Raw genomic sequence first — 21,357 nt, 5'->3', positions numbered from 1 at the left:
GGTGACGGTCAGTGGGCGGTCGCGCCCCGTTCCTCCCGGATGAGGGCCACCACACGGCTCACCGTCGCGCGCACCGCCTCCGTCTCGGTCAGGAAGTGCCAGTAGTCGGGGTGGCGGCCCTCCAGGCCCGCGACGGCCCGTTCCAGGCGGGCCACGGCGTCGTCCAGGGGGCGGGCGTGGCGCGGGTCGGGCGTGTTGCGGCCGGCCATGGCCAGGCGCTGGGCGTCGCGGATGGTGAAGCGGGTGCGTTCGATCTCCTGCTCCGGATCCTTCTGCACCGCGTTCAGACGCCGCAGACGGTCACCGGCGGCGGACACCGCCTCGTCGGTGGTGTTCAGCAGCGCCCGCGCGGTCGACAGCAGGACGGTCGCGTCCGCCCACCGCTGCTCCTCGCGGGCGGCCCTGGCCTCGGCGAGCCGGGCTTCGGCCCGGCGCACGTTCTCCGCGGCCACGTCGGGGACGTGCTGCAGGTCCTGCCAGCAGGCGGCGGTGAAGCGGCGGCGCAGTTCGCTGAGCACCGGTTCGACCTGCTCCGAGCGGGTGGTGAGGGCCTGGGCGCGCGTGCGCAGGGAGACCAGCCGGTGGTCGATCTCGGCGGCCCGCTCCGGGAGCCGTTCGGCTTCGGCGCGGACGGCCTCGGCCTCGCGGGTGACCCGTTCGGCCCGCTCCAGGGTCTGCGGTACGCCGTGCTGCCCGGCGCCCTGGTTCAGCCTGGTCAGTTCCGGGGAGAGGGCGGCGAGCCGGGCGGCGAGGTCGTCGGCCCTCAGTCCCGACCCGCGTGCGGTGTCGAGGGCGTTCGAGGCGGCGAGCAGTGCCTGCCGGGCGCGTTCGACGGCGGGTGCGAGCCGGGCCAGCCGGGTCTCGGCCTTGCCGAGGAGCGGGCCGAGCCCGTCGGTGAAGCGGTCCAGCTCCTGCTTGACCCGCCCGAGCTCGTCCTTGGCGGCGGTCAGCTCGGCGCGGGCGCGGGAGGCGGCCGCGGCCTCCAGGTCGTCGCGGTCGAGGTCGTGGGCGTCGACGGCGTCGATGTAGCGGCGGCTGGCCTCGTCGATGCGCCGGCCGAGCGCCTCGAAATCGGCGACGGCGCGGCGGGCGGCGGGGGAGTCGTCGACGGCGGTGATCGTCTCGATGGAGATCCGCAGGTCGCGCTGGGCGGTGTCGAGTTCGTAGAACGCGGCCGCCGCCGCGTCCTTGGCGGCCTGGGCCTCGGCCCGCTGGTTCTCGGCCCGCCCGCCGAACCAGCGCCGGGTGCCGCCGCCGGCGAAGGCGGCGGGCAGCGCCAGCGCGGCGACCAGCGGCAGTCCCACGAGGACGAGCGTCTCCCGGAGCGGACCGGGGGCGCCGTGCCGGCGGCGGGGGCGGGAGCGCGGGGGAGGGGGCGGAAGACGACGCGTGCGGGGCACGCGTGGCACCGACGGCGAGTACGGCTGCGCTGGTGTCGCCGTCACATCCCTCTCCCGTACTGTCGTTCGCCCTGCCCGGTGTCATTCTCCCACCGGTAGAGGACGAACACACGGGTCGGTCAGTTCGCCGTGCGGACGGTGAGTTCGCCGTCGCCGGTGCGGGCGGTCACCACGTGGGAGCTGGAGTCGTCGCGGGGCACGGACACGTCCTCGGCGCCGTCACCGGTCTCGGTGTCCACGCGGTAGGCGGCCCGGGGCAGGTCGATGGTCAGGGAACCGTCGCCGCTGCGGGACTCCACCAGGTCGGGCACGGCCTCGAGTTGGAGACGGACCGAGCCGTCGTCGGTGCGGGCGCGCACCGTGCGGGAGGCGACCTCCGCGCGCACGGACCCGTCACCGGCGCGCAGCTCGAGGGGGCCCGTGGAGTCCGTGACCCGGATCGAGCCGTCCGTCGTGCGGATGCTCAGCGCGTCGCGGAAACCCCGTGCCCGCACGCTGCCGTCCTTCTCCTCGACCTCGACGGCGACCCCGCGGGGCACCTCGATGCGGTGCCGGGCGGAGCAGTTGGCGACGACGCCCGAGCACTTCTCCCGCAGCACCAGCCGGTCGCCGTCCATGGACCAGGTGACCTCCGGGTCCTCGCCGATGGCGACCGTGCCCCGGAACCACCGGGTGACCCGGATCTCGCCCGTCGGGTGCCCGTCGGCGGCGACGATCTCGAGGGCGGAGTCGTCGGAGTCGATGGTGAGGGTGCGGCCGGGCAGGCCGAAGGACCGGCGGTCGGGATCGTCGTCGTCCCCGGCCGAGGCCCCGCAGGCGCTCAGGCCGGCGACGAGCACCACGGCCGCCCCGGCGAGGGCGAGGGCGCGTGTCCGCGCGGTGCGGCCGCCGTGCGTGGGGCCGACGGTCCGGTGGGTGCCGGCGGTGCGGATCGTGCGGGTCATGACGGTCTCCCCCTGGGACGGACGGTGGCGCTCTCCGGTGCTCTCCGGCGCCCTTCGACCGTACGGATCCGCGGGCCGGCGGGGGATCCGGGCCGCTACCGGACGGGAGGTGGGGATAACCCCCGGTGGGGTTTTCCGGACCGTGCCCCGGGCCATGTAGGCTGTCCACTCGACCTGGGCGCGCAGCCCGGGCCTCGGGTGCGTAGCTCAGGGGTAGAGCGCCTGCCTTACAAGCAGGATGTCGGCGGTTCGAAACCGTCCGCGCCCACCGCGATCGACGGCGCGGCGCCGTCGCACAGGGCCTCCGGAGCTGCTCCGGAGGCCCTTCTCGTTCAGCCGGAGCCCTCCGCGCGGTCCGGCGGAGCACCCCCGCCCGTCGCGTGCTTGAGCCGGGAGCGGGCGTGCATCCGGTCGGGGCCGGTGAGTTCGTTCCAGTAGCGGTGGGTGCTGACGAACACCGCGAGCTCGTGTTCCCGTCGCCGGAGCTTCTCCACCTCGGCCTGTTCGTCGTCGGTCCAGCCGGGTGAGGCGGGGCGCTCGACCTTGCGCCAGCCGTTGTCGTCGCTGAAGCCGTCGAGGGGTTCGACCGACCAGGGGAGCCGCTTCAGCAGGGCCGACAGCTCGGCCCTGACCTGATGCAGTTCCTCCTGACCGGCGAGGAGGTCACTCGGAAAGTCATAGGTCGCAGCCACGGCCCAATGATACGCCTGTTCGATTTTGGGAGGCGAGTTGCCCGGGGGGTCCGCCCGGTGGTTCACCCGATCGTGAAACGCCGCCCGGCCGGCCCCCGGACCCGGATCGTACGGCGAGCGCCACGGGCGTCGCGGGCGGGGGCGCGGCGAGGGGCGGGACGGGTCGGCCGGGCGGTCCCGCCCGGGCCGCGGGGCCGGCTCCGTCCTGCGCGGACAGGGGACTTCGCGTGCCCGAGGGGCACCGGCCCGGATCCCGCGACGGGCGGGTGGACCCGAACGCGCGCCGGAACCGCGGCCGTTGCGGCGTGGTGCGGGTCAACTCCCGTACCACGCGGGCGCGGTCGCGGGCTCCGGTACGCCGTGCCGTTCCGCCGTGCGGCGCAACGCGCCGCCGGTGGCGTCCGGTTCCGGGGCGGCCGGTCCCCGCGTCGCGCCGCGGCGACGACTTCGTGCCCGCCGGGACCGTCGCGGTCGCCGATTCCGTGGCAGGCGCGGCCCCGGGACGTCAGACTGGGGGCATGTGCCGGAGTATCAAGACCCTGCGTCCGCCCGCGCTGCCCGAGGAGGCCACCGAGGAGGACATCAGGGCCGCAGCCCTGCAGTACGTGAGGAAGGTGTCCGGCTTCCGGGCGCCGGCCGCCCACAACCGCGAGGTCTTCGACCGGGCCGTGGACGCGATCGCCGAGGCCACCGCCGAGCTGCTGGACGGTCTGGAGGTACGGGGCGCCGCGGCCCGGCAGGCGGGGTAGCGCACCGTGGAGCGCCGGGGCCGCGGCCGGGCGGACTCCGCCGCACGGCCCCCGGAGCCCCGGCCCCGGGACCTGCCCCCTGGTCCCCCGGGGCCCTACGAGGCCTCCGAGGGCCGAGGCCGCCTCCGCACCAGGAACGCCGCCCCCGCCCCCGCCCCGAACAGCGCGCCCACCGACACCGCCGTCGCCAGCCAGGTCGCGCCGAGCCAGTGGGCGCCGAAGTAGCCGAGGGCCACGCTGTACGCGGCCCAGGACAGGCCGGCCAGGGCCGACCAGGGGAGGAACTCGCGGGCGCGGCGGCGTGCGGCGCCGGCGCCGAGGGAGACGAGCGAGCGGCCCGCCGGGGCGAAGCGGGCGAGGACGACGAGGGCGCCGCCGCCCCGGGCCAGCGCCGCGCCGAGACGTTCCTGCGCGCGGGTCAGCCGCCGGGAGCGGGCGATCGCCCGGTCCAGGCGGGGGCCGCCGCGCCAGGCGAGGCGCCAGGCGACCACGTCTCCCAGGACGGAGGCGGTGGCGGCGCAGAGGGTGAGCGCCAGGATGTCGAGCACGTCGGTCGCCGTCCCCGCGGCCGCCGCCGTGGCCGCGGTGATCACCAGGACTCCGCTGGGCAGGACCGGCAGGAACACGTCGAGCAGGACCGAGAGGGCCACCACCGCGTAGATCCACGGGCTGCCGATCAGCGACCCGAAACTCTCCACCCGAACTCCCCGTGCTCCCCCGTGGGCCAGACCGTGCCGCGATGTCGCGGGGGGAGCGGCAGGAGTGACCGTTGACAGCCATACAGCGTACGCGTGAGGTGTGACGGAAGCGTCACGGGGGGTTCACGCGTCCGGTGCCGGGAGTTCGCCGTCTTGCGGAGGGCGTTCGGGGCCGCCGCCCGGGCGAACGGCGGAGGGTGTCCTCCCCGGGCCGGGAAGGACACCCTCCGGTGCCGGTCAGACCGCCACGCGGGCCTGGTCCGCCGGCTGCCCGCCCTCCGCCGGCGAGTGCCTGGCGAACAGCCGGTCCAGGCCGAAGGCCCCGGAGCCGGTGAACACCAGCAGGAACATGGCCCAGCAGTACAGGGCCGCGCCCTCGCCGTTGTTCTCGATCGGCCACAGGGCCTCGGGCTGGTGGACCTTGAAGTACGCGTACGCCATCGCGCCGGACGACAGGAACGCGGCGGCGCGGGTGCCGAGGCCGAGCAGGACCAGGCTGCCGCAGACGAGCTCGATCAGGGCCGCGTACCAGTTGGGCCAGGCGCCGGTCTCGAGGGTGCCGCCGTCGCCGTCCACGCCGCCGAGCGCGCCGAACAGGGAGACGGCGCCGTGGCAGGCGAACAGCAGCCCGACGACCATGCGGAACAGGCCCAGGGCATACGGCTGGGCGCTGTTGAGGCGTCCGGTCATGTGGGGGGGTCTCCTTCGGTCAGGCCGGCCCCCGGATGGGACCGGTCCGGGGGACGGAACCGAGTCGACCCTCACGTTAGGTGTCCCTAACTATTGCTTGCAAGTTCAACATTTGGCCATGGGTTCGCCTCGGTCCGCGGCGTTCGCGCGTCCGCCGCCGCACGTGAATACGGCCGCCACCGCGGCGTCATGTTCAACGGCGTGACCGAATACACACCTCCCCGCACAGGCGGCACACAGGTTTCCCGGCGGGCTCACCGGCTCAGCCGGGTCTCCATCACCGTCCTGAGGCGCGCCCCGGCCTCCTCCTCGCGGGTGTGCTCCAGCCGCAGCACCGCCGAACGCCCCCGGGTCGTCAGCGTCATGAGCTGGTTGCCGAACCACGGTCCGTCCGTCTTGCGCCAGGTGACCGGCGGCCGGCCGAGACCGGCGTGCCGCGCGAAGACACCGCCGAGCCGCCGGGCGGCGGCGCTCCAGCCGAAACGGAAGCCGAGCCTCATCGACCGGGGGATGGAGTTGTGCACGGGGGAGCAGGTCAGCTGCACCACCCGGGCGTCGGGCCCGGCCCGCCCCGGCCAGCTCGGCTCGGCCACGTAGGCGTGGTGGACGTCGCCGGAGAGCACGCACACCGTCGCCGGCGCCCCGGGTCCGGTGCCGGCCTCGGCGATCAGCTCCGCCAGGTCGGCGAAGGAATCCGGGAACGCCGCCCAGTGCTCCAGGTCCGCCCCGCGCCGCAGCCTCTCCCCGAGCCGCGCCCAGCGGGCGCCCTTGTCGCCCCGGCACAGCACGGAACTCCATCCCTCGATGTCGTGCACCAGGTGCGGCAGCAGCCAGGGCAGGGAGGTGCCGATCAGGAGGTGGTCGTAGGAACCGCGCCCGTCGAGGACCTGTTCGCGCAGCCAGGCCGCCTCCCCGGGGTCGAGCATGGAGCGCTCGCCCTCCGCCAGGACGCGGGCCGCGCGGCTGTCCACCATCACCAGCCGCACCCGCCCGAAGTCGCGCCGGTAGCTCCAGCGCACGGTGGCGGCGTCCGCCTCGGCCCGCGCGGCGAAGGCGCGCAGCGCGTCCGTGCCGTCGGCGCTCCCGCGCACGGCCGCGTACAGCGGGTCCGCCGCCGCCTCGGCGGGGGAGAGGTTGCCCAGGTGCTGGTGCACCCAGTACGACATCAGGCCGCCGAGCAGGCGGTCCCGCCACCACGAGGTGGCGCGCATGTCCTCGACCCAGGAGGCGGAGGTGTTCCAGTCGTCGATGATGTCGTGGTCGTCGAAGATCATGCAGGTGGGGACGGTGGACAGCAGCCAGCGCACCTGCGGGTCGAGCCAGGACTCGTAGTAGAGGTGGGTGTACTCCTCGTAGTCCGCCACCTGGCTGCCCGGGGGCTCGTTCAGGTCGCGGCGGGCGGCGAGCCACTCGCGGGTGGCGTCGGAGGTCTCGTCGGCGTACACCTGGTCGCCCAGGAGGATCAGGACGTCGGGCCGTTCGCCGTCCGGGTCCGCGACGATGCGTGCCGCCAGGGTGTCCAGGGCGTCGGGGCCGACGGGGTCGTGCTCACCGGTGGGCGGGGAGGCCCAGCGGCAGGAGCCGAAGGCGATGCGCGCCTGGTCGTCGGAGCCCGGGGTGGGGATGACGGAGGGCGGCAGGGACGGGAAGGGGTCCTCGGCCGGCGGCCAGACCCGGGTGCCGTCCAGGAACACCTCGTACGGCGTGGCCGTGCCCGGGGACAGGCCGGTCACCTCGACCAGCGCGTAGTGGTGCCCGGCGATCCGGAAGGTGCCGGCGGTCCCGCCGGCCCCGTCCGCGCAGCGCACCTCGGCGGTGCCCGGGCGGCTCGTCTCGACCCACACGGTCGCGGACGAGCCGTCGACGTACCTCAGCAGCGGCCCGAGCCGCAATCCGGCCATGGTGACCCCTTCCTCCGTCGCCCCGTACGGTACGCAGCGACGGAGGGCGGCGGGGGGATTACGGCACTCAGCAGTTCGCGAGGTGGTTCTGCAGGGCGGACTTCTCGGCCGGGTCCACCGACAGGCCGTAGTAGTACTTCACCTGGACCCAGGCGCGCACGTAGGTGCAGCGGTAGGTCGTGCGCGAGGGCATCCAGGTGGCCGGGTCCTGGTCGCCCTTGGCCTGGTTGACGTCGTCCGTGACGGCGAGGAGCTGCGGGCGGGTCAGGTCGTTGGCGAAGGCCTGCCGGCGCGAGGTGGTCCAGGAGTCGGCGCCGGAGTCCCAGGCCTCGGCGAGCGGCACGAGGTGGTCGATGTCGACGTCGGAGGCGGCGTACCAGGTCGCGCCGTCGTACGGGGAGTACCAGCTGCCGCTGGTGGCGTAGCAGGCGGAGTCCGTCTGCACGTTGGAGCCGTCGCGCTTGAGGACGGTCTCGCGGGTGTTGCAGGAGCCGCTGATGGTGATCCAGTGGGGGAACAGGTCGCGGTTGTAGCCCGTGCGGTCCTCGGCGGCCACGGGGAGGGTGGCGAGGTAGCTGCGGGCGGTGGAGCCGCTGATCGGGGTGGGGAGGGCGGCGGACGCGCTCGGGCCGTTGAGCAGTCCGACGGAGGCTATGAGGCCGGTGAGTGCCGCGACTATGCTGATCCGTCGACGCGCGTAGAACTTCGGCATGCGAACTCCCTTGTGGAGTGAGGGTGCTGGAGCGCGAGCAGGGCAATGCTCACCACTCCGCGTTGCGGGGAGGGGTGTGTCCGGTGAGAAGTTAGTGACGCGTCCATGACATGTCTATGGTTCGGTTGTGAAGTTTCCGCGTCCCGGGCCGGCGGAGGTCTCGCGTACCATGGACGGCGCAGAAGGGGAGTAGCTCTTCGCCGGACCGTCGACACACTGCTCAGCCAGCCTGAGCCGGCGCCCGGAGGCGGACCTCGTGCGAGGTCGGCCAGCGAGACCTTCGGCAAGCAGTGCACGCCCGTGCCGTACGGCACGGGTGCCGCGTGTGCTGCCGTGCCGAGGTGTCCCGTGGAATCGCACAGCACTCTCGGCGGGGCAGCCCCGACCGATTGAGGAACCGTTGATCAGCCTGACCGTGACGGCCGTCGTCTTCGGCGTCGTCTTCCTCGCCGAACTGCCCGACAAGACCGCGCTCGCCGGCCTCGTCCTCGGCACCCGCTACCGGGCCTCCTACGTCTTCGCCGGCGTCGCCGCCGCCTTCGCGCTGCACGTCGCGCTGGCGGTGGCGGCCGGGAGCGTGCTCACGCTGCTGCCCCAGCAGATCGTGCACGCGCTCACGGGTGTGCTCTTCCTGGGCGGCGCGGCGATGCTGCTGCTGAAGAAGGACGAGGGCGAGGAGGAGGTCCGCAAGCCGCAGGACCAGAGCTTCTGGAAGGTCTCCGGGGCGGGCTTCATGCTGATCCTCGTCGCCGAGTTCGGCGACCTGACCCAGATCATGACGGCCAACCTCGCCGCCCGCTACGACGACCCGCTCTCCGTCGGCCTGGGCGCGGTGCTCGCGCTGTGGGCGGTGGCCGGGCTCGGCATCGTCGGCGGGAAGGCGCTGATGAAGCGGGTCCCGCTGCGGCTGATCACGCAGATCGCGGCGCTGCTGATGCTGGGCCTCGGCGTGTGGAGCCTGTGGGAGGCGATCGCCGGGTGACGGCCCGCCGTGCGGGCCGGTGGGGGCGACGGGTGGCCGAAGTCTCGGTGAACGGTCGGCGAAGGCGGTGGCGGGATGCCGGGTTTGTTTTGTACCGTGGATGAACAAAGTGGTCCCCGCCCGTTTTCCCTGACCGGCGGGCGGGGCCGCCTTGTACCCCGGGTCACGCGCCCGGTGCCCTCCCGGGCCCCCGCGCCCGACAGCCGCCCGGGCTCCCGCCCGCGCCCTCCCTCCGTGCCTTGGAGCTGCCGATGACGGCCACCGCCGTACTCACCGCCCGCGCCCTCCTGCTGGACATGGACGGCACGCTCGTCAACTCCGACGCCGCGGTCGAACGCGTCTGGCGCCGCTGGGCCGAGCGGCACGGGCTCGACGGGGACGAGGTCATGAAGGTCGTGCACGGGCGCCAGGGGTACGCGTCGATGGCGCTGCTGCTGCCGGACCGGCCGATGCGGCAGAACCACGCGGACAACGCGCGCATGCTCGCCGAGGAGACGGCGGACACCGAGGGCGTCGTCGAGATCCCCGGCGCCCGCGCCTTCCTCGCCTCGCTGCACGGGCTGCCGCACGCGCTCGTGACCTCCGCCGACGTCGCCCTGTCCACCGCCCGGATGGCCGCCGCCGGGCTGGACCTGCCCGCGGTGCGGGTGACCGCGGAGTCCGTCGGCGCGAGCAAGCCGGACCCCGAGGGCTTCCTGAAGGGCGCGGCGGAACTGGGCGTCGACCCCGCCGACTGCGTGGTCTTCGAGGACTCCGGCGCCGGCATCGCCGCGGGCCGCGCCGCCGGGATGCGGGTCGTGGGCGTCGGCCCGCGGGCCGGCCTCCACCGGCCGGACGTGGTCGTGCGGGACCTGACCCAGGTACGGGTGGAGGCCGGGCCCGACGGCACGATCCGGCTGCACGTGACGGAATCGGCGTGACGGGATCCGGGTGACGGGATCCCGTCACGGGCCCCGTGCGCGCCGACACCGTGCCCGGGCCCCCGCCCGGGCTTTCGGGTCTCCTGGACCACCCGGGCCTTGCGGGCTCCGGGCCTGCCGGCCTCCGGCCCCCGAGGCGCCGGGGACGCCCCCTACGGCTCCCGGGTCTCCGACTCCAGCCGGGCGCGGGTCGCGGGGCCGTACACGCTCAGCTCGTCCTGGAGGCCGCGGGACCACTGGTAGTTGCGCAGGGCGTCCTCCAGGCGGTGGGTGAACTGGCCGTTGATGTCGTCGTTGTACAGGTACAGCTGGCGCAGGCGCAGCTGGAGTTCGGTGACCTCCGGGCCCCGGTCGCCGCGGCTCAGGACGGGGCCGGTGGTGTCGCGGTCGTCCTCGTCCGTCTCCTCGGGGGAGTCGGCGGGCGCGGTGCTCGCCGGGGTCGCGGACGGTTCGGCCGGCTCGGACGGGCTCGGCGCGGCGCTGGACGCCGAGGGTGACGGGGAGGCCGACGGGCTCGCGCTCGCGGACGTCGAGGGCGACGGTGAGGCGGAGGCCGGCGCGGCGGAGGACGCGCTCGTCGCCGGTGCCGCGGACGGCGCGGCGGACGAGGGGTCCGGCACGCCCGCCCTGATGTCCTGCGGCGGCGCGTCGTCCCGGGACGGCGTCTCGTAGGAGAACAGCCCGCTCGCCCACCCGGCCGCGCCCACCACGGCGACGACGGCCCCGGCGGCCGCGAGCAGGGCGGTGCGGCGCCGCCGGGGCGCGGGAGCGGCCGCCCGGTCCGTGGTGTCGTCCACGGCCGGGGCGGCCTCGGACGGGTGCGGGTGCCCGCTCTCGAACAGGTGCAGGTCCGCGGCGCTCGGCTCGGTGGCGGGCGGCGCGAGCGGTGCGGGAAGCACGGACGTGGGACTCCCGGCGTCCGGTGCGCCGGCGCCGGGGGAGCCGGCCGGAGCCGGCGTGCCGGTGGGGGCGTGGGCGCCGGACGCGTCGGGAGCGCCCGCGGCGTCCGGGGTGACGGCGCGCAGCGGCATGGTCGCGTCGGCCGCCCGCGGCACCCCGGACTCCGCGGTGACGTCCTGCCCGCCCTGCGCCTTCCCGTTTTCCCGCCCGCCGTCCGGCGCACCACCCGGCGCAGCACCCGGCGCGCCCTCCGGCGCACGGTCCGGCGCGTCCGGTGTGTCCCCCGCCGTCCCGCCGTCCAGCTCGACGTACGGCCGTATGCGCAGCGGGTCGAAGTCCTCCGCCGCGGCCGCCTGTGCCGTGCGGGCGTCGCGGAGGGCGTCGGACGCGCGGAGGGTGCAGGCGCAGGACGGCGTGTTGTCCCTGTGCCTGGGCGCACCGCACTCCGGGCACGGGTTCCCGTTCGGCTGTTCCACGTGTCGTCCCTCCCCTCGCGAACTCCAGAGATTATGCAGATCTTCTTCACAGATCGGTGCGCACGCCCCCGGAATGCAGGCTTCCGCCAGGACTCGGCAGGCCATAACGGGACACACCGATCACGATGGAGGGGGGAACGAGAACCTGGGGAGGTCTTCATGGCCGGGGACGCGCAGGGAACGACGCCGGAGGCGGACAACGCGCGGCCCTCGCCCGGCGCCGCACCGCCGGCCCGCACCGCCGGTGCCGGGGAGCAGGTGTCCGGCAACGTCCTCGTCTCGATCGGCGCACTGCTGCTCGGCCTGCTGCTCGCCGCCCTCGACCAGACCATCGTGGCCACCGCGCTGCCCACCATCGTCAGCGAGCTGGGCGGCCTGGAGCACCTGTCCTGGGTGGTCACCGCCTACCTGCTGGCCTCCACCGCGGCGACCCCGCTGTGGGGCAAGCTCGGCGACCAGTACGGGCGCAAGAAACTCTTCCAGACCGCCATCGTGATCTTCCTGGTGGGCTCGGCGCTGTGCGGCGCGGCGCAGGACATGTCCCAGCTGATCGCGTTCCGCGCGCTCCAGGGGCTGGGCGGCGGCGGGCTGATCGTGCTGTCGATGGCGATCGTCGGGGACCTCGTCCCGCCCCGCGAACGCGGCCGCTACCAGGGCCTGTTCGGCGCGGTCTTCGGCACGACCAGCGTCCTCGGGCCGCTGCTCGGCGGGCTGTTCACCGAGCACCTGAGCTGGCGCTGGGTGTTCTACGTCAACCTGCCCGTCGGCGTCGTCGCGCTCGGCGTGATCGCGGCGGTGCTGCACATCCCGCGCAGGGCGACCCGGCACGTCATCGACTACCTCGGCACCCTCCTCATCGCCTCCGTCGCCACCTGTCTGGTCCTGGTCGCCTCCCTCGGCGGCACCACCTGGGCCTGGGACTCGCCGCAGATCGCCGGACTCGCGGTGCTGGGCGCCGTCCTCGCCGTCGCCTTCGTGGCCGTCGAGCGGCGGGCCGCCGAACCGGTGCTGCCGCTCAAGCTGTTCCGCGTGCGCACCTTCACGCTCTCCGCCGTGATCAGCTTCATCATCGGCTTCGCCATGTTCGGCGCGATGACCTATCTGCCGACCTACCTCCAGGTGGTCCAGGGCGTCACCCCGACCATGTCCGGCGTGCACATGCTGCCGATGGTGGCCGGCATCCTGCTGGCCTCCACCGGCTCCGGGCAGATCGTCAGCCGCACCGGCCGCTGGAAGGTGTTCCCCGTCGCGGGCACCGCCGTCACCACCCTCGGGCTGCTGCTGCTCCACCAGCTCGACGCGCACAGCTCCACCGCCGTGACGAGCCTCTTCTTCTTCGTCCTCGGCTTCGGGCTCGGCCTGGTGATGCAGGTCCTGGTGCTGATCGTGCAGAACGCCGTCCCCTACGAGGACCTCGGCGTCGCCACCTCCGGCGCGACCTTCTTCCGGTCCATCGGCGCCTCCTTCGGCGTCGCCATCTTCGGCACGGTCTTCGCCGGCCGCCTCGGCGACGAACTCACGGACGCCCTCCGCGGCGCGCGGCTGCCGCCCGGCGTCTCCGCCGACGCGCTGGAGGCCGACCCGCGCGGCATCGCCGCCCTGCCGCCCGCGCTGCGCGCCTCCGCCCTCGACGCCTACGCCTCCGCCATCACCGACGTCTTCCTGTACGCCGCTCCCGTCGCCCTCCTCGGCTTCCTGCTGGCCTGGTTCCTCAAGGAGGACCGGCTGCGCGCCTCGGTCACCGCGCCCGACGCCACCGAGACGCTGGCCAGCAACCCCGTGGAGCGGTCGTCGTACGACGAGGTGTGCCGCGCGCTGTCGCTGCTCGGCAGCCGGGAGGGACGGCGCGAGATCTACCAGAGGATCACCGCGCGCGCGGGCTACGACCTGCTGCCCGCGGCGAGCTGGCTGCTGCTGCGGATCAGGAGGTACGGCGCGGTGGAACCGGCCGTGCTCGCCGAGCGCGGCCCCGTCCCGATGAACGCCGTCATCGAGGCCGCCCGCCAGCTCGAGATACGGCACCTCGCCGTGCGCCAGGGCCTCGACCTGGTCCTGACCGGCGAGGGCCGCGAGGTGGCGGAGCGGCTGGCCCGGGCGCGGGAGGACTCCCTGGCCGAACTGCTCGGCGACTGGTGGGGACCGGACCGCCCGACCGACCTCGTGCAGTTGGTGCACGAGTTGAACGACGAGCTGTGCGGCTCGCGGGCGGAACGCCCGCACCACGAGCGCCCGGTCACGCGGGCCGGGTGAGGTCCCTGGCGAACCAGTGCTCGGCGTACGGGGCGGCGTTGTGCGGCTCGGTCTCCGCGTAGCCGAGCCGGGCGTACAGGGCCCGGGCCTCGACGAGGTCCCCGCGCGTGTCGAGGACCATCCGGGTGGCGCCCAGGGAGCGGGCCGCGTCCTCGGCGGCCCGCACCAGCAGCGCCGCACCGCCCCTGCCCCGCATCCCCTCGCGGAGGAACACCCGGGTGAGTTCGGCGGTCGCGTCGTCCAGCAGCCGGACGCCCGCGGTGCCGGCCGGCTCCCCCGCGTACCGCGCGACCAGCAGCAGCCCCCTCGGCGGCACGAGGTCGTCGCCCGGTTCCGCCGCGATCCCGCGCTCCAGTTCCCCGGGATCGGTCCGGCGCCCCTCGTGCAGCAGGTACCAGCGGTCGCTGACCTCCGTGTAGTACGCCCGCCAGAGCGCGGCGGCGACGGGGGAGTCGTGCGGTTCCGGGGCGAGGGTCCAGGCCATGCCCGCATTCTCGGCCGGGCCCGCGGTGGGCGCGCAAGCGAATATGCCACGCCCGCACCGCACTTGTACCGTGCCGGTCCGGTGGCGGTTCGGGACTGTTTGTGGGTGAACCTTCGGGCAACCCGATAGGCGAACCGGCTCGCGAGGAGTGCCGGTTGGGCCGAGAACCCGGAAGGCATTCATGTCAACTGGCCTGATCATTGCTTTGATCGTGATTGTCGTGCTCGTCGCCGCGGCCGTCCTGGTGATGCGTGCCCGCGGCCCGCGGCGCGGCGCGAACCTGAAGCGGCGCTTCGGGCCCGAGTACGAGCGGGCCGTCGCCCGGCACGACGGGGACACCAAGGCCGCCGAGCGGGAACTCGCCGAGCGCGTGGAGCGCCACGGCGACCTGCGGGAGCGGCCGTTGGAGGCCGTCGAACGGGAGCAGTACGAGGCGCGCTGGACGGCCGCGCAGGAGCGGTTCGTCGACTCGCCCGGCGAGGCGGTCGCCGAGGCGGACCGGCTGCTCGCCGAACTGGCCGGGGCCAAGGGCTTCCCCGACGGCGGGCACTACGAGGACCAGCTCGCCGCGCTGTCCGTGCACCACGCGCACCACGTCGAGGGCTACCGGCGCGTGCACCGGGTGGCCCAGGCACGTGCCAGGGGCGCGCAGGACGGCGGCGGCGCGGGCACCGAGGAGATGCGCGAGGCCATGGTCGAGGCCCGTGCCCTGTTCGACGAGCTGGTCCGGCCGTCCGCCCATGACCACGGCCGCCACCGCGCCGACGCGGACGGCGCACGCCGGTCCCCGGCCGGCCGCGGCCACCACACGCCGTCGGTGTTCCACCGGCGCCAGGCGAAGGAGAGCTGAGCGAGATGCCCGACGCGACTCGACGCCCCGGCGAGGAACTGCCCCTCGAGAACACCGGAACCACCACGGGCGCCCACGGAGCCACCACGGGCGCCCACGGAGCCACCACGGGCGCCCACGGAGCCACCACGGGCGCTCCCGGAACCACCGGGGGCACCCCCGGAGCCACCGGAGGTGCCTTCGGAGCCACTGCGGGCGCCCCCGGCGCGGGTGGTGAGAGCCCGTCGGCCGCCGCTCACCCGCGGGCCGACGGCATCCCGGACGGCGGCACCGGGCACCACGCCCCGGAGCGGACCCCCGGTCCGGGCCACGACGGCGGGGAGACCCCGGAGCGGCGTCTCCTCACGCACCACGACGGCGACCGGTTCGCCACGCGGTTGCAGCACGCCATGGCCGGCTTCGTCGACGGGCCGCGGGGCGCCGTCGAGGAGGCCGACCACCTCCTGCAGGAGCTCACCGAGCGCCTCACGGACGCGGTGAGCGAACGCCGCCGCACCCTGCGCCGGTCCTGGCAGGGCCGCCGACGGCGGGAGCGCCGCGGCGACCGACACCGAGCAGCTGCGGCTCGCCCTGCGGGACTACCGCGAGCTGACGGAGCGGCTGCTACGCGTCTGACCCGCCCGCCGCCCGGCGCTCCCGCCACTGCCGTACGACGTCCTCGACGTCGTACGGCTTCTTGCCCAGCGGGGGGCCGGGCGGTGGCTTGAACATCATGTCGCGGATCCTGCCGTTGATCTCCGTGAGGATCTTCCGCACGATCCGCTCCGAGGGGGCCGCGAGGGCCGCCTCCAGCGCGTCCTCGGCCTCCTTGCGCAGGGCCAGCGTCGGCGGGAGCACGGAGATGCCCTCGCGGGCCATCTTCCGCTTGACCCACCACAGTTCGTCGTACGTGGTCTCCACGTCACGCGGGAGCGGTCGGCCCGCCCCCGGCAACCGGTCGAACTCCCCGCGGGACTCGGCGTCGCGGATCTGCTTGTCGACCCAGGACTCGAAGCCGACGCCGGGTGGCTTTCGCTCGGTCATGAGGCCATTGTGCCGGACACCGCGGACCCGGGCGTTTTATCATGCGGCGGCAGCGAGCCGACCCGGCCGCCGCACCGGGCCGTTTCGGCCACCGCCGGTCCCGGGCCCTCCCGGCCCGCCAGGACGTCTCAGGAGGAGCGCACGTGCTCGAACTCACCATGGCCGCCGTGTCCGCGGCGGAAGCGGGCGCCACGGCCGGCATGCTCATGGCCGACGCGCCCAGCGAGCCGGGCGCCGTGCTGCGGGTGGGCCGGGACAAGTCGGTGTGCCGGCTCTCCACGCCGGACGACTGGCTGTTCGTCTCCCGGGTCCACCTGGAGTTCCAGTGCCTGCCGGACGGCACCTGGCAGCTGACCTGGCTGCGCGGCTCGCTGCCCGAGCCGTCCTCCGAGGTCCGGCTGACCCTCGGGGAGCACACCCACCCGGTCGCCTACGGCGGCACCGTGGCGCTGCCCCGGGGCGGCAGCGGCGAGGTCGTCGTCCAGGACCGCAGCGCCCCGCGCAGCGTCAACGTGGGCTTCTACCACGAGGTGTGAGACGAGGCCCCGGGCGCTCCCGGAAGACCCGGACGCCCCGGGGAGCCCGGACGCCCCTAGGGGAGCACCCGGGCCAGCGCGAAGCCGTCGTAGTCCTTGGCGCCGACCGTCTGGATCGCCGTACCGCTCAGCCGCGGGTGGCTGCCGATCATGTCGAGGGCGGCGCGGGTGCCGACCACGTCCGGGTCGGTGTTGCCGGGATCGGCCACCCGGCCGCCCCGCACGACGTTGTCCAGGACGATCAGGCTGCCCGTGCTGGTGAGCTTCAGGGCCCACTCCATGTAGTGCGGGTTGTTGACCTTGTCCGCGTCGATGAAGACGAGGTCGAACGGGGGCGGGTTCTCGTCGGCCAGCCCGGGCAGCGACTCCAGCGCCGCGCCCACCCGCACCTCGACCTGCTGGTCGAGTCCCGCGCGGGCGATGTTGCGGACGGCGACCTCGGCGTGCCGGGGGTCGTGCTCCAGGGAGATCAGCCGCCCGTCGGCCGGGAGGGCGCGGCCCAGCCAGATGGTGCTGTAGCCGCCGAGCGTGCCGATCTCCAGGATGTGCCGGGCGCCCTGCACCTGGGCGAGGAGCTGGAGCAGCTTGCCCTGGACGGGCGACACGGCGATGGGCGGCAGGCCGGCGGCCTCGCTGTCGCGCAGGGCGGCCGCCAGGGCGTCGTCCTCGAGGGCGTCGGGCAGGAGGCGGGCGGTGAAGTAGTCGTCCACTTCGTGCCAGAGCCGCGGCTCGCTCATGCACCTGTACCTTCCGTACGGCTGGTTAGCCTGTCTAACTAATACCGCTGACGAAGATACGTGGTGTGCCCGTGCCCCGTCAGGCGTTCTCCCGGCGTGTCCCGGTCTCCAGCGACGGCGGCGAACCCGGCAGCGGGCGTCCCGCCGACTCCGCCATGCGCCACACCGCGAACCCGCCGATCACGGCCGCCGCCATCATGTAGTAGGCGGGCATCATCATGTCGCCGGTCGCGCCGATCAGGGCCGTGACCACCAGCGGGGTCGTGCCGCCGAACAGGGACACCGGGACGTTGAAGCCGATCGACAGCGAGCCGTAGCGCACGCGCGTCGGGAACAGCGCCGGAAGCGCGGAGGGCATGGCCGCGGTGAAGCACACCAGCAGCAGGCCGAGGGCGCCCATGCCGACGGCGACCGCGAGCAGGCCGCCGTCGCGGATCAGCAGCAGCGCCGGGACGGACAGCACCAGGAACCCGGCGCACCCGGCCGCGATCACGGGGCGGCGGCCGATCCGGTCGGTCAGCGCACCGGCGAACGGCTGGACGATCATCATCAGCACCATCACGCCGAGGACCACGAGCAGACCGTGCGTCGCGTCGTAGCCCAGCTCGCTGGTGAGATAGCTCGGCATGTACGACAGCAGCATGTAGTCGGTGACGTTGAAGACCAGCACCAGGCCCACGCACAGCAGCAGCGCCCGCCACTGGCCGGCCACCGTCTCGCGCAGCGGCACCTTCGGGCGGCTGCTCTCCGCCTTCTCGACCTCGGCCGCGAACGCCGGCGTCTCCTCCAGGCGCATGCGCAGGTAGAGGCCGATGATGCCCATCGGGCCCGCGATCAGGAACGGGATGCGCCAGCCCCAGGACAGCAGGTCCTCCGAGGAGAGCAGCGCGGTCATCAGGGTGACCAGGCCCGCGCCGCCGATGTACCCGGCGAGCGTGCCGAACTCCAGCCAGCTGCCGAGGAAGCCGCGCCGCCTGTCGGGGGCGTACTCGGCGATGAAGGTGGACGCGCCGGCGTACTCGCCGCCGGTGGAGAAGCCCTGCACCAGGCGGGCGGCCAGCAGCAGGACCGGGGCGCCGACGCCGATCGCGGCGTAGGAGGGGATGAGGCCGATGGCGAAGGTGCCCGCCGCCATCATGATCATCGTGAGGGCGAGGACCTTCTGCCGCCCCACGCGGTCGCCGAGCGGGCCGAAGACCATGCCGCCGAGCGGGCGGACCAGGAAGGCCGCGGCGAAGGCGCCGAACGTGGACAGCAGCTGGGCGGTGGGGTCGCCCGAGGGGAAGAAGACCTTGCCGAGCGTGACCGCGATGTAGCTGTAGACACCGAAGTCGAACCATTCCATCGCGTTGCCGAGCGCCGCCGCCTTCACGGCGCGCCGGACGAGCGCGGGGTCGGTGACGGTGGGGGCGGTGGGGCCGTGCGTCGGCGCGGTGCCGGTCTTCCGCGGCGTGTGCGAGGACGGGGAAGCGGCGACTTGGGCAGTCGTCAAGACTTCGCTCGCCTACCTTTCGACGGGGACAGGGACGGGTCCGCGCGGCGGCGCTGTCGGGCGGGCCGGAAGAGCGACGATAGGCACTGACGCTCCCCTTACGGGTCGTACGCATTTAGTTGCATACAGCATCTAAATGTGGCGTACGCAGGACCGCAGTCCCTCCCCGCGGCGCCCCGGCCGGCCGTTCACTGTGATTCATCTCGCGCGGCCGGAGAACAACCCGGCTCCCTGCGGTCTATCGTCATCCGGACAAAAGCGAGAGGGACGTCAGGTGACGCGGGGGTTGCCCGCGTCTCTCTCCAGGGGCGGTGCGGGCCTCACAGGATTCACGGGGCGCACCCCCACACGGAAGGCGTGGGCGGACGGGGCGGGAGGCCGACGAGGCGTGGCGAATGCGGAGCACAGCGGGCGACCGGTGGAGGCGTTAGGGGCGACGGCCGGCGACGGCCCCCGGACGCGGCTGCGAGCAGCCCGTCTCGGACTGTGGCTGCTCGCCGCCGTCCTCGCGGTACGACAGGTGGCCGTCGTCCTGAGCACCCCGCGCGGGGAGCGGCTGACGGACCTGGAGACCTGGGTGGGCCCGGAGGGCGTGCTGCACGTCAGCGGCTCCCTCTACGACTCCACCCGCTTCACCGGCACCCCCTTCGGCGGGCTCGTCCTCAAACCCCTCGTCCGCTCGGCCGAGCAGGCGCTCGGCTGGGGCTGGACCTTCGGCACGCTGCTGCTGGTCGTCGCCCTCGGCGTGATCGCCGCCCGCGCCCTGCCCCGGCCGGTCGGCCGGCGCACCGCGCTGCTGGCCGCCCCGGTCGCCGTCAGTCTGCTCGTGCTGTCCCTGCCGGTGCGCAACACCCTGTGGCTCGGCCAGACCAGCATCATCCCGGTCCTCCTGGTCCTGCTGGGCTGCTTCGCCGCACGCGGCCAGCGGGCCGGCGGCGTCCTGATCGGCGTCGCGGCGGCCCTCCAGCCCACCCTGCTGCTCTTCGCGCCGCTGCTGTGGTTCACCGGCCGCCGCCGGGCCGCCGCCGCCACGGGCGTCACCTTCGCCGCGGCCACCGCGCTCGCCTGGGCCGCCATGCCGCAGGACTCCCACACCTACTGGGTCCACCACATGGCGGGCGTCGGCCTCGGCGGACCCGCCGACGACCTCGCCAACCAGTCCCTGCACGGCGCCCTGCTCCGGCTCGGCCTGGAAGGCCCCCTCGAGATCGCCCTCTTCCTGCTGCTCGGCGCCGCCGTCGTGGTCCTCGCCCTGCGCCGCGCCGTCCGCTACGCCCACGACGGCCAGCTGCTGCTCGCCGTCGCCGTCACCGGCTGCGCCGCCATCGTCGTCTCCCCGACCGCCTGGCAGCACCAGCTGCTGTGGGTGCTCCTCACGGCCGTCGGCCGGGTCGGCAGACGCGCCTCCGACCGGCCGGTGTGGCCCGTCGCCGTCGTCCTGGTGATGACGCTGCCCGCCAGGATGATGCTGCCGAACCTGGCCGCGCTCCACCCGCTGCGCGACAACGTCGTCCTCCTCGCCGCCCTGGCCGCCGCCACCGCCGTCCCGTTCCTGTCCCGCACCTCGCCGTACTTCCGGTCGCCCGTCCCGACCCGGTACGCCGACCCGGTGCCGGCCCGCTTCGCGTTCGTCCCGCTGCTGCCGTTCCTGCGCCGGGTGCTCACCCGCCCGAACCTGCTGCTCGAGCTCCTGCTGATCCGCGTCACGTACGCCGCGTACGCCAAGGTCCGGCTCGCCGCGACCGGCGGCAGCAACTCGGCCGGCCGCGCCCGCGCCGAGGAACACGGACAGCAGATCCTCGATCTCGAGCGCGTGCTCGGACTGGACATCGAGCACGCGGTCAACCACGCCGTGGTGAAGATCGGCTGGTTGCGGAACTTCTTCGACTTCTACTACACCTCGTTCCACTTCGCGGTCCCGCTCACCGTCCTCGGCCTGCTGTACTGGCGCCGCCCCGTCGACTACCGCTGGGCCCGCGCGAGCCTCGGCTTCACCACCCTCCTCGCCCTGGTCGGCTTCTGGCTCTACCCGCTGGCCCCGCCGCGCCTGATGCCGGACCTCGGGATCATCGACACGGTCCACGGCGTGCAGGACTTCTCCCAGCCCGACTACGGCACGCTCACCGCCCTCACCAACCAGTACGCGGCGATGCCGTCGCTGCACTTCGGCTGGTCCCTGTGGTGCGGACTGGTCGTCGCGATCATCGCGCCCAGGGTGTGGATGAAGGCGCTCGGCCTGCTCCACCCCCTGTTCACGGCCGCCGCGATCGTCGCCACCGGCAACCACTGGATCCTGGACGCGGTGGGCGGCGCGGTCGTCGTCGGCGCCGGTTTCGGACTGACGTACCTGCTCCAGGGCCCGCGCGCCCGAGCGGTCACGGCCGGTGGCGGGACCGGCGGTGAGTCCGGTGACAAGGCCGGCGCCGAGACCGCCGGCGAGACCGGTGGCGAGTCCAGTGCCGCCGCCGGCGCCGGGGCCCGCAGCGAGCCGCCGGCCCCGGAGAGGGACCGCACTCCGAGCTGATCCGGTGCTCGCCGGACGCGGACCCGCGGCCCGGCCTCCGGCGCGCGTGCTGCTCGGCGGCCGGGTTCCACGCGTACCGGGCATCCGCCCGGCAGGAGAGGGGAGAGGGGGCGGCGGCGTTCACGGCCGGGGCCCACGGGATGCCCTGACCGATGCGGTGAGGTGGCCCCACGGCCACCTCACCCACCGGCTCTCGCCCAAGGGTGCGGCGGAGCCGGTCCGGCGCGTGAGGGAGGAACGCCATGGAGATCAACCGGTGCAGGTCCGGCTGCAGCGGCGACCGAGGCGGCGACCGCGCGGAGGCGGCCGAGCCCCCTCTCGCAGGCGTCCGGGACTCCGGGAACCCGGTGGGCCCGATCCCCACCGCCCGCCCCGCCGCCTTCCTGAGCCGGACGAC

At 74.4% G+C, this 21,357-nt stretch carries 19 protein-coding genes and 1 tRNA gene; 8 read left to right on the top strand and 12 right to left on the bottom strand.

Translation table 11 applies throughout. From position 1 onward, the window contains the following. Window positions 1–8 precede the first annotated feature (8 nt). Together GL259_RS12930 and GL259_RS12925 are read right to left on the bottom strand one after the other, a co-directional pair. Window positions 9–1,445: a hypothetical protein gene (locus tag GL259_RS12930; RefSeq protein WP_159532284.1), complete on the bottom strand. Its 1,437-nt coding sequence runs from the start codon at window positions 1,443–1,445 to the stop codon at window positions 9–11. A 74-nt stretch (window positions 1,446–1,519) separates the two neighbouring features. Next, on the bottom strand, window positions 1,520–2,344 hold the full coding sequence (locus tag GL259_RS12925; protein WP_159532282.1) for a DUF4097 family beta strand repeat-containing protein: 825 nt from the start codon (window positions 2,342–2,344) through the stop codon (window positions 1,520–1,522). Between the two features lie 196 nt (window positions 2,345–2,540). Between GL259_RS12925 and GL259_RS12920 the strand changes: the two genes are divergently transcribed. Continuing rightward, a tRNA-Val gene (locus tag GL259_RS12920) sits at window positions 2,541–2,612 on the top strand. A gap of 64 nt (window positions 2,613–2,676) precedes the next feature. Here the strand turns inward: GL259_RS12920 and GL259_RS12915 are convergent. Beyond that, window positions 2,677–3,036: a hypothetical protein gene (locus GL259_RS12915; protein WP_159532280.1), complete on the bottom strand. Its 360-nt coding sequence runs from the start codon at window positions 3,034–3,036 to the stop codon at window positions 2,677–2,679. Window positions 3,037–3,554: 518 nt separating this feature from the next. On the opposite strand from GL259_RS12915, the gene GL259_RS12910 reads away from it, so the two are divergent. Then, window positions 3,555–3,785 carry a DUF2277 domain-containing protein gene (locus GL259_RS12910; RefSeq protein ID WP_159532278.1) on the top strand — a complete coding sequence of 77 codons (231 nt, stop codon included), beginning with the start codon at window positions 3,555–3,557 and terminating at the stop codon, window positions 3,783–3,785. A 95-nt stretch (window positions 3,786–3,880) separates the two neighbouring features. Here the strand turns inward: GL259_RS12910 and GL259_RS12905 are convergent, their stop codons facing one another. From GL259_RS12905 to GL259_RS12890, 4 genes are all read right to left on the bottom strand, one after another. Next, the gene (locus GL259_RS12905) at window positions 3,881–4,483 is read right to left on the bottom strand and encodes a VTT domain-containing protein (protein WP_159532276.1); all 603 of its coding nucleotides are present in this window, start codon (window positions 4,481–4,483) and stop codon (window positions 3,881–3,883) included. A gap of 237 nt (window positions 4,484–4,720) precedes the next feature. Further along, window positions 4,721–5,173, bottom strand: coding sequence for a DoxX family protein (locus tag GL259_RS12900; protein WP_159532274.1), 453 nt, complete (start codon window positions 5,171–5,173; stop codon window positions 4,721–4,723). Between the two features lie 254 nt (window positions 5,174–5,427). Further along, window positions 5,428–7,074, bottom strand: coding sequence for an alkaline phosphatase D family protein (locus GL259_RS12895; RefSeq protein ID WP_159532272.1), 1,647 nt, complete (start codon window positions 7,072–7,074; stop codon window positions 5,428–5,430). Between the two features lie 67 nt (window positions 7,075–7,141). Then, complete coding sequence (locus GL259_RS12890; RefSeq protein WP_159532270.1) at window positions 7,142–7,786, bottom strand: HNH endonuclease family protein; 645 nt, start codon at window positions 7,784–7,786, stop codon at window positions 7,142–7,144. A 400-nt stretch (window positions 7,787–8,186) separates the two neighbouring features. On the opposite strand from GL259_RS12890, the gene GL259_RS12885 reads away from it, so the two are divergent. Then, window positions 8,187–8,768: a TMEM165/GDT1 family protein gene (locus GL259_RS12885; protein WP_159532268.1), complete on the top strand. Its 582-nt coding sequence runs from the start codon at window positions 8,187–8,189 to the stop codon at window positions 8,766–8,768. Window positions 8,769–9,019: 251 nt separating this feature from the next. Then, a complete protein-coding gene (locus GL259_RS12880) occupies window positions 9,020–9,688 on the top strand; it encodes an HAD-IA family hydrolase (protein WP_159532266.1) in 669 nt (222 codons plus the stop codon). 152 nt (window positions 9,689–9,840) lie between these two features. Here the strand turns inward: GL259_RS12880 and GL259_RS12875 are convergent, their stop codons facing one another. Further along, window positions 9,841–11,064: a peptidoglycan-binding protein gene (locus GL259_RS12875; RefSeq protein ID WP_243762292.1), complete on the bottom strand. Its 1,224-nt coding sequence runs from the start codon at window positions 11,062–11,064 to the stop codon at window positions 9,841–9,843. Window positions 11,065–11,223: 159 nt separating this feature from the next. Between GL259_RS12875 and GL259_RS12870 the strand changes: the two genes are divergently transcribed. Beyond that, a complete protein-coding gene (locus tag GL259_RS12870; RefSeq protein WP_159532261.1) occupies window positions 11,224–13,314 on the top strand; it encodes an MFS transporter in 2,091 nt (696 codons plus the stop codon). On the opposite strand, the gene GL259_RS12865 is transcribed toward GL259_RS12870, so the two are convergent. Continuing rightward, window positions 13,298–13,798: a GNAT family N-acetyltransferase gene (locus GL259_RS12865; RefSeq protein WP_159532259.1), complete on the bottom strand. Its 501-nt coding sequence runs from the start codon at window positions 13,796–13,798 to the stop codon at window positions 13,298–13,300. The genes GL259_RS12870 and GL259_RS12865 overlap by 17 nt on opposite strands. Before the next feature lie 181 nt (window positions 13,799–13,979). On the opposite strand from GL259_RS12865, the gene GL259_RS12860 reads away from it, so the two are divergent. Continuing rightward, window positions 13,980–14,648: a hypothetical protein gene (locus GL259_RS12860; protein ID WP_159532257.1), complete on the top strand. Its 669-nt coding sequence runs from the start codon at window positions 13,980–13,982 to the stop codon at window positions 14,646–14,648. A gap of 603 nt (window positions 14,649–15,251) precedes the next feature. Here GL259_RS12860 and GL259_RS12855 read toward each other — a convergent pair. Next, the gene (locus tag GL259_RS12855) at window positions 15,252–15,671 is read right to left on the bottom strand and encodes a DUF1992 domain-containing protein (protein ID WP_159532255.1); all 420 of its coding nucleotides are present in this window, start codon (window positions 15,669–15,671) and stop codon (window positions 15,252–15,254) included. Between the two features lie 143 nt (window positions 15,672–15,814). Here GL259_RS12855 and GL259_RS12850 point away from each other — a divergent pair, with 143 nt between their 5' ends. Next, window positions 15,815–16,207 carry an FHA domain-containing protein gene (locus tag GL259_RS12850; RefSeq protein ID WP_159532253.1) on the top strand — a complete coding sequence of 131 codons (393 nt, stop codon included), beginning with the start codon at window positions 15,815–15,817 and terminating at the stop codon, window positions 16,205–16,207. 56 nt (window positions 16,208–16,263) lie between these two features. Here GL259_RS12850 and GL259_RS12845 read toward each other — a convergent pair whose 3' ends face one another. After that, window positions 16,264–16,944: an O-methyltransferase gene (locus GL259_RS12845; protein ID WP_159532251.1), complete on the bottom strand. Its 681-nt coding sequence runs from the start codon at window positions 16,942–16,944 to the stop codon at window positions 16,264–16,266. A gap of 79 nt (window positions 16,945–17,023) precedes the next feature. Continuing rightward, the gene (proP, locus tag GL259_RS12840; RefSeq protein ID WP_159532249.1) at window positions 17,024–18,436 is read right to left on the bottom strand and encodes a glycine betaine/L-proline transporter ProP; all 1,413 of its coding nucleotides are present in this window, start codon (window positions 18,434–18,436) and stop codon (window positions 17,024–17,026) included. Window positions 18,437–18,824: 388 nt separating this feature from the next. Between proP and GL259_RS12835 the strand changes: the two genes are divergently transcribed. Continuing rightward, window positions 18,825–20,960 carry a phosphatase PAP2 family protein gene (locus GL259_RS12835; RefSeq protein ID WP_159532247.1) on the top strand — a complete coding sequence of 712 codons (2,136 nt, stop codon included), beginning with the start codon at window positions 18,825–18,827 and terminating at the stop codon, window positions 20,958–20,960. Window positions 20,961–21,357 lie beyond the last annotated feature (397 nt).

The sequence above is a fragment of the Streptomyces sp. Tu 3180 genome (genome assembly GCF_009852415.1).
GTDB lineage: Bacteria > Actinomycetota > Actinomycetes > Streptomycetales > Streptomycetaceae > Streptomyces.
Note: the sequence above shows the minus strand (reverse complement) of the source record. Positions and strands in the feature narration are given on the sequence as shown.

Bases quoted from the DNA above. Each gene is read 5' to 3' on its own strand.
- GL259_RS12925 (WP_159532282.1), bottom strand. From the start codon at position 2,344: ATGACCCGCACGATCCGCACCGCCGGCACCCACCGGACCGTCGGCCCC.
- GL259_RS12910 (WP_159532278.1), top strand. From the start codon at position 3,555: ATGTGCCGGAGTATCAAGACCCTGCGTCCGCCCGCGCTGCCCGAGGAG.
- GL259_RS12900 (WP_159532274.1), bottom strand. From the start codon at position 5,173: ATGACCGGACGCCTCAACAGCGCCCAGCCGTATGCCCTGGGCCTGTTC.
- GL259_RS12895 (WP_159532272.1), bottom strand. From the start codon at position 7,074: ATGGCCGGATTGCGGCTCGGGCCGCTGCTGAGGTACGTCGACGGCTCG.
- GL259_RS12890 (WP_159532270.1), bottom strand. From the start codon at position 7,786: ATGCCGAAGTTCTACGCGCGTCGACGGATCAGCATAGTCGCGGCACTC.
- GL259_RS12880 (WP_159532266.1), top strand. From the start codon at position 9,020: ATGACGGCCACCGCCGTACTCACCGCCCGCGCCCTCCTGCTGGACATG.
- GL259_RS12870 (WP_159532261.1), top strand. From the start codon at position 11,224: ATGGCCGGGGACGCGCAGGGAACGACGCCGGAGGCGGACAACGCGCGG.
- GL259_RS12865 (WP_159532259.1), bottom strand. From the start codon at position 13,798: ATGGCCTGGACCCTCGCCCCGGAACCGCACGACTCCCCCGTCGCCGCC.
- GL259_RS12860 (WP_159532257.1), top strand. From the start codon at position 13,980: ATGTCAACTGGCCTGATCATTGCTTTGATCGTGATTGTCGTGCTCGTC.
- GL259_RS12855 (WP_159532255.1), bottom strand. From the start codon at position 15,671: ATGACCGAGCGAAAGCCACCCGGCGTCGGCTTCGAGTCCTGGGTCGAC.
- GL259_RS12845 (WP_159532251.1), bottom strand. From the start codon at position 16,944: ATGAGCGAGCCGCGGCTCTGGCACGAAGTGGACGACTACTTCACCGCC.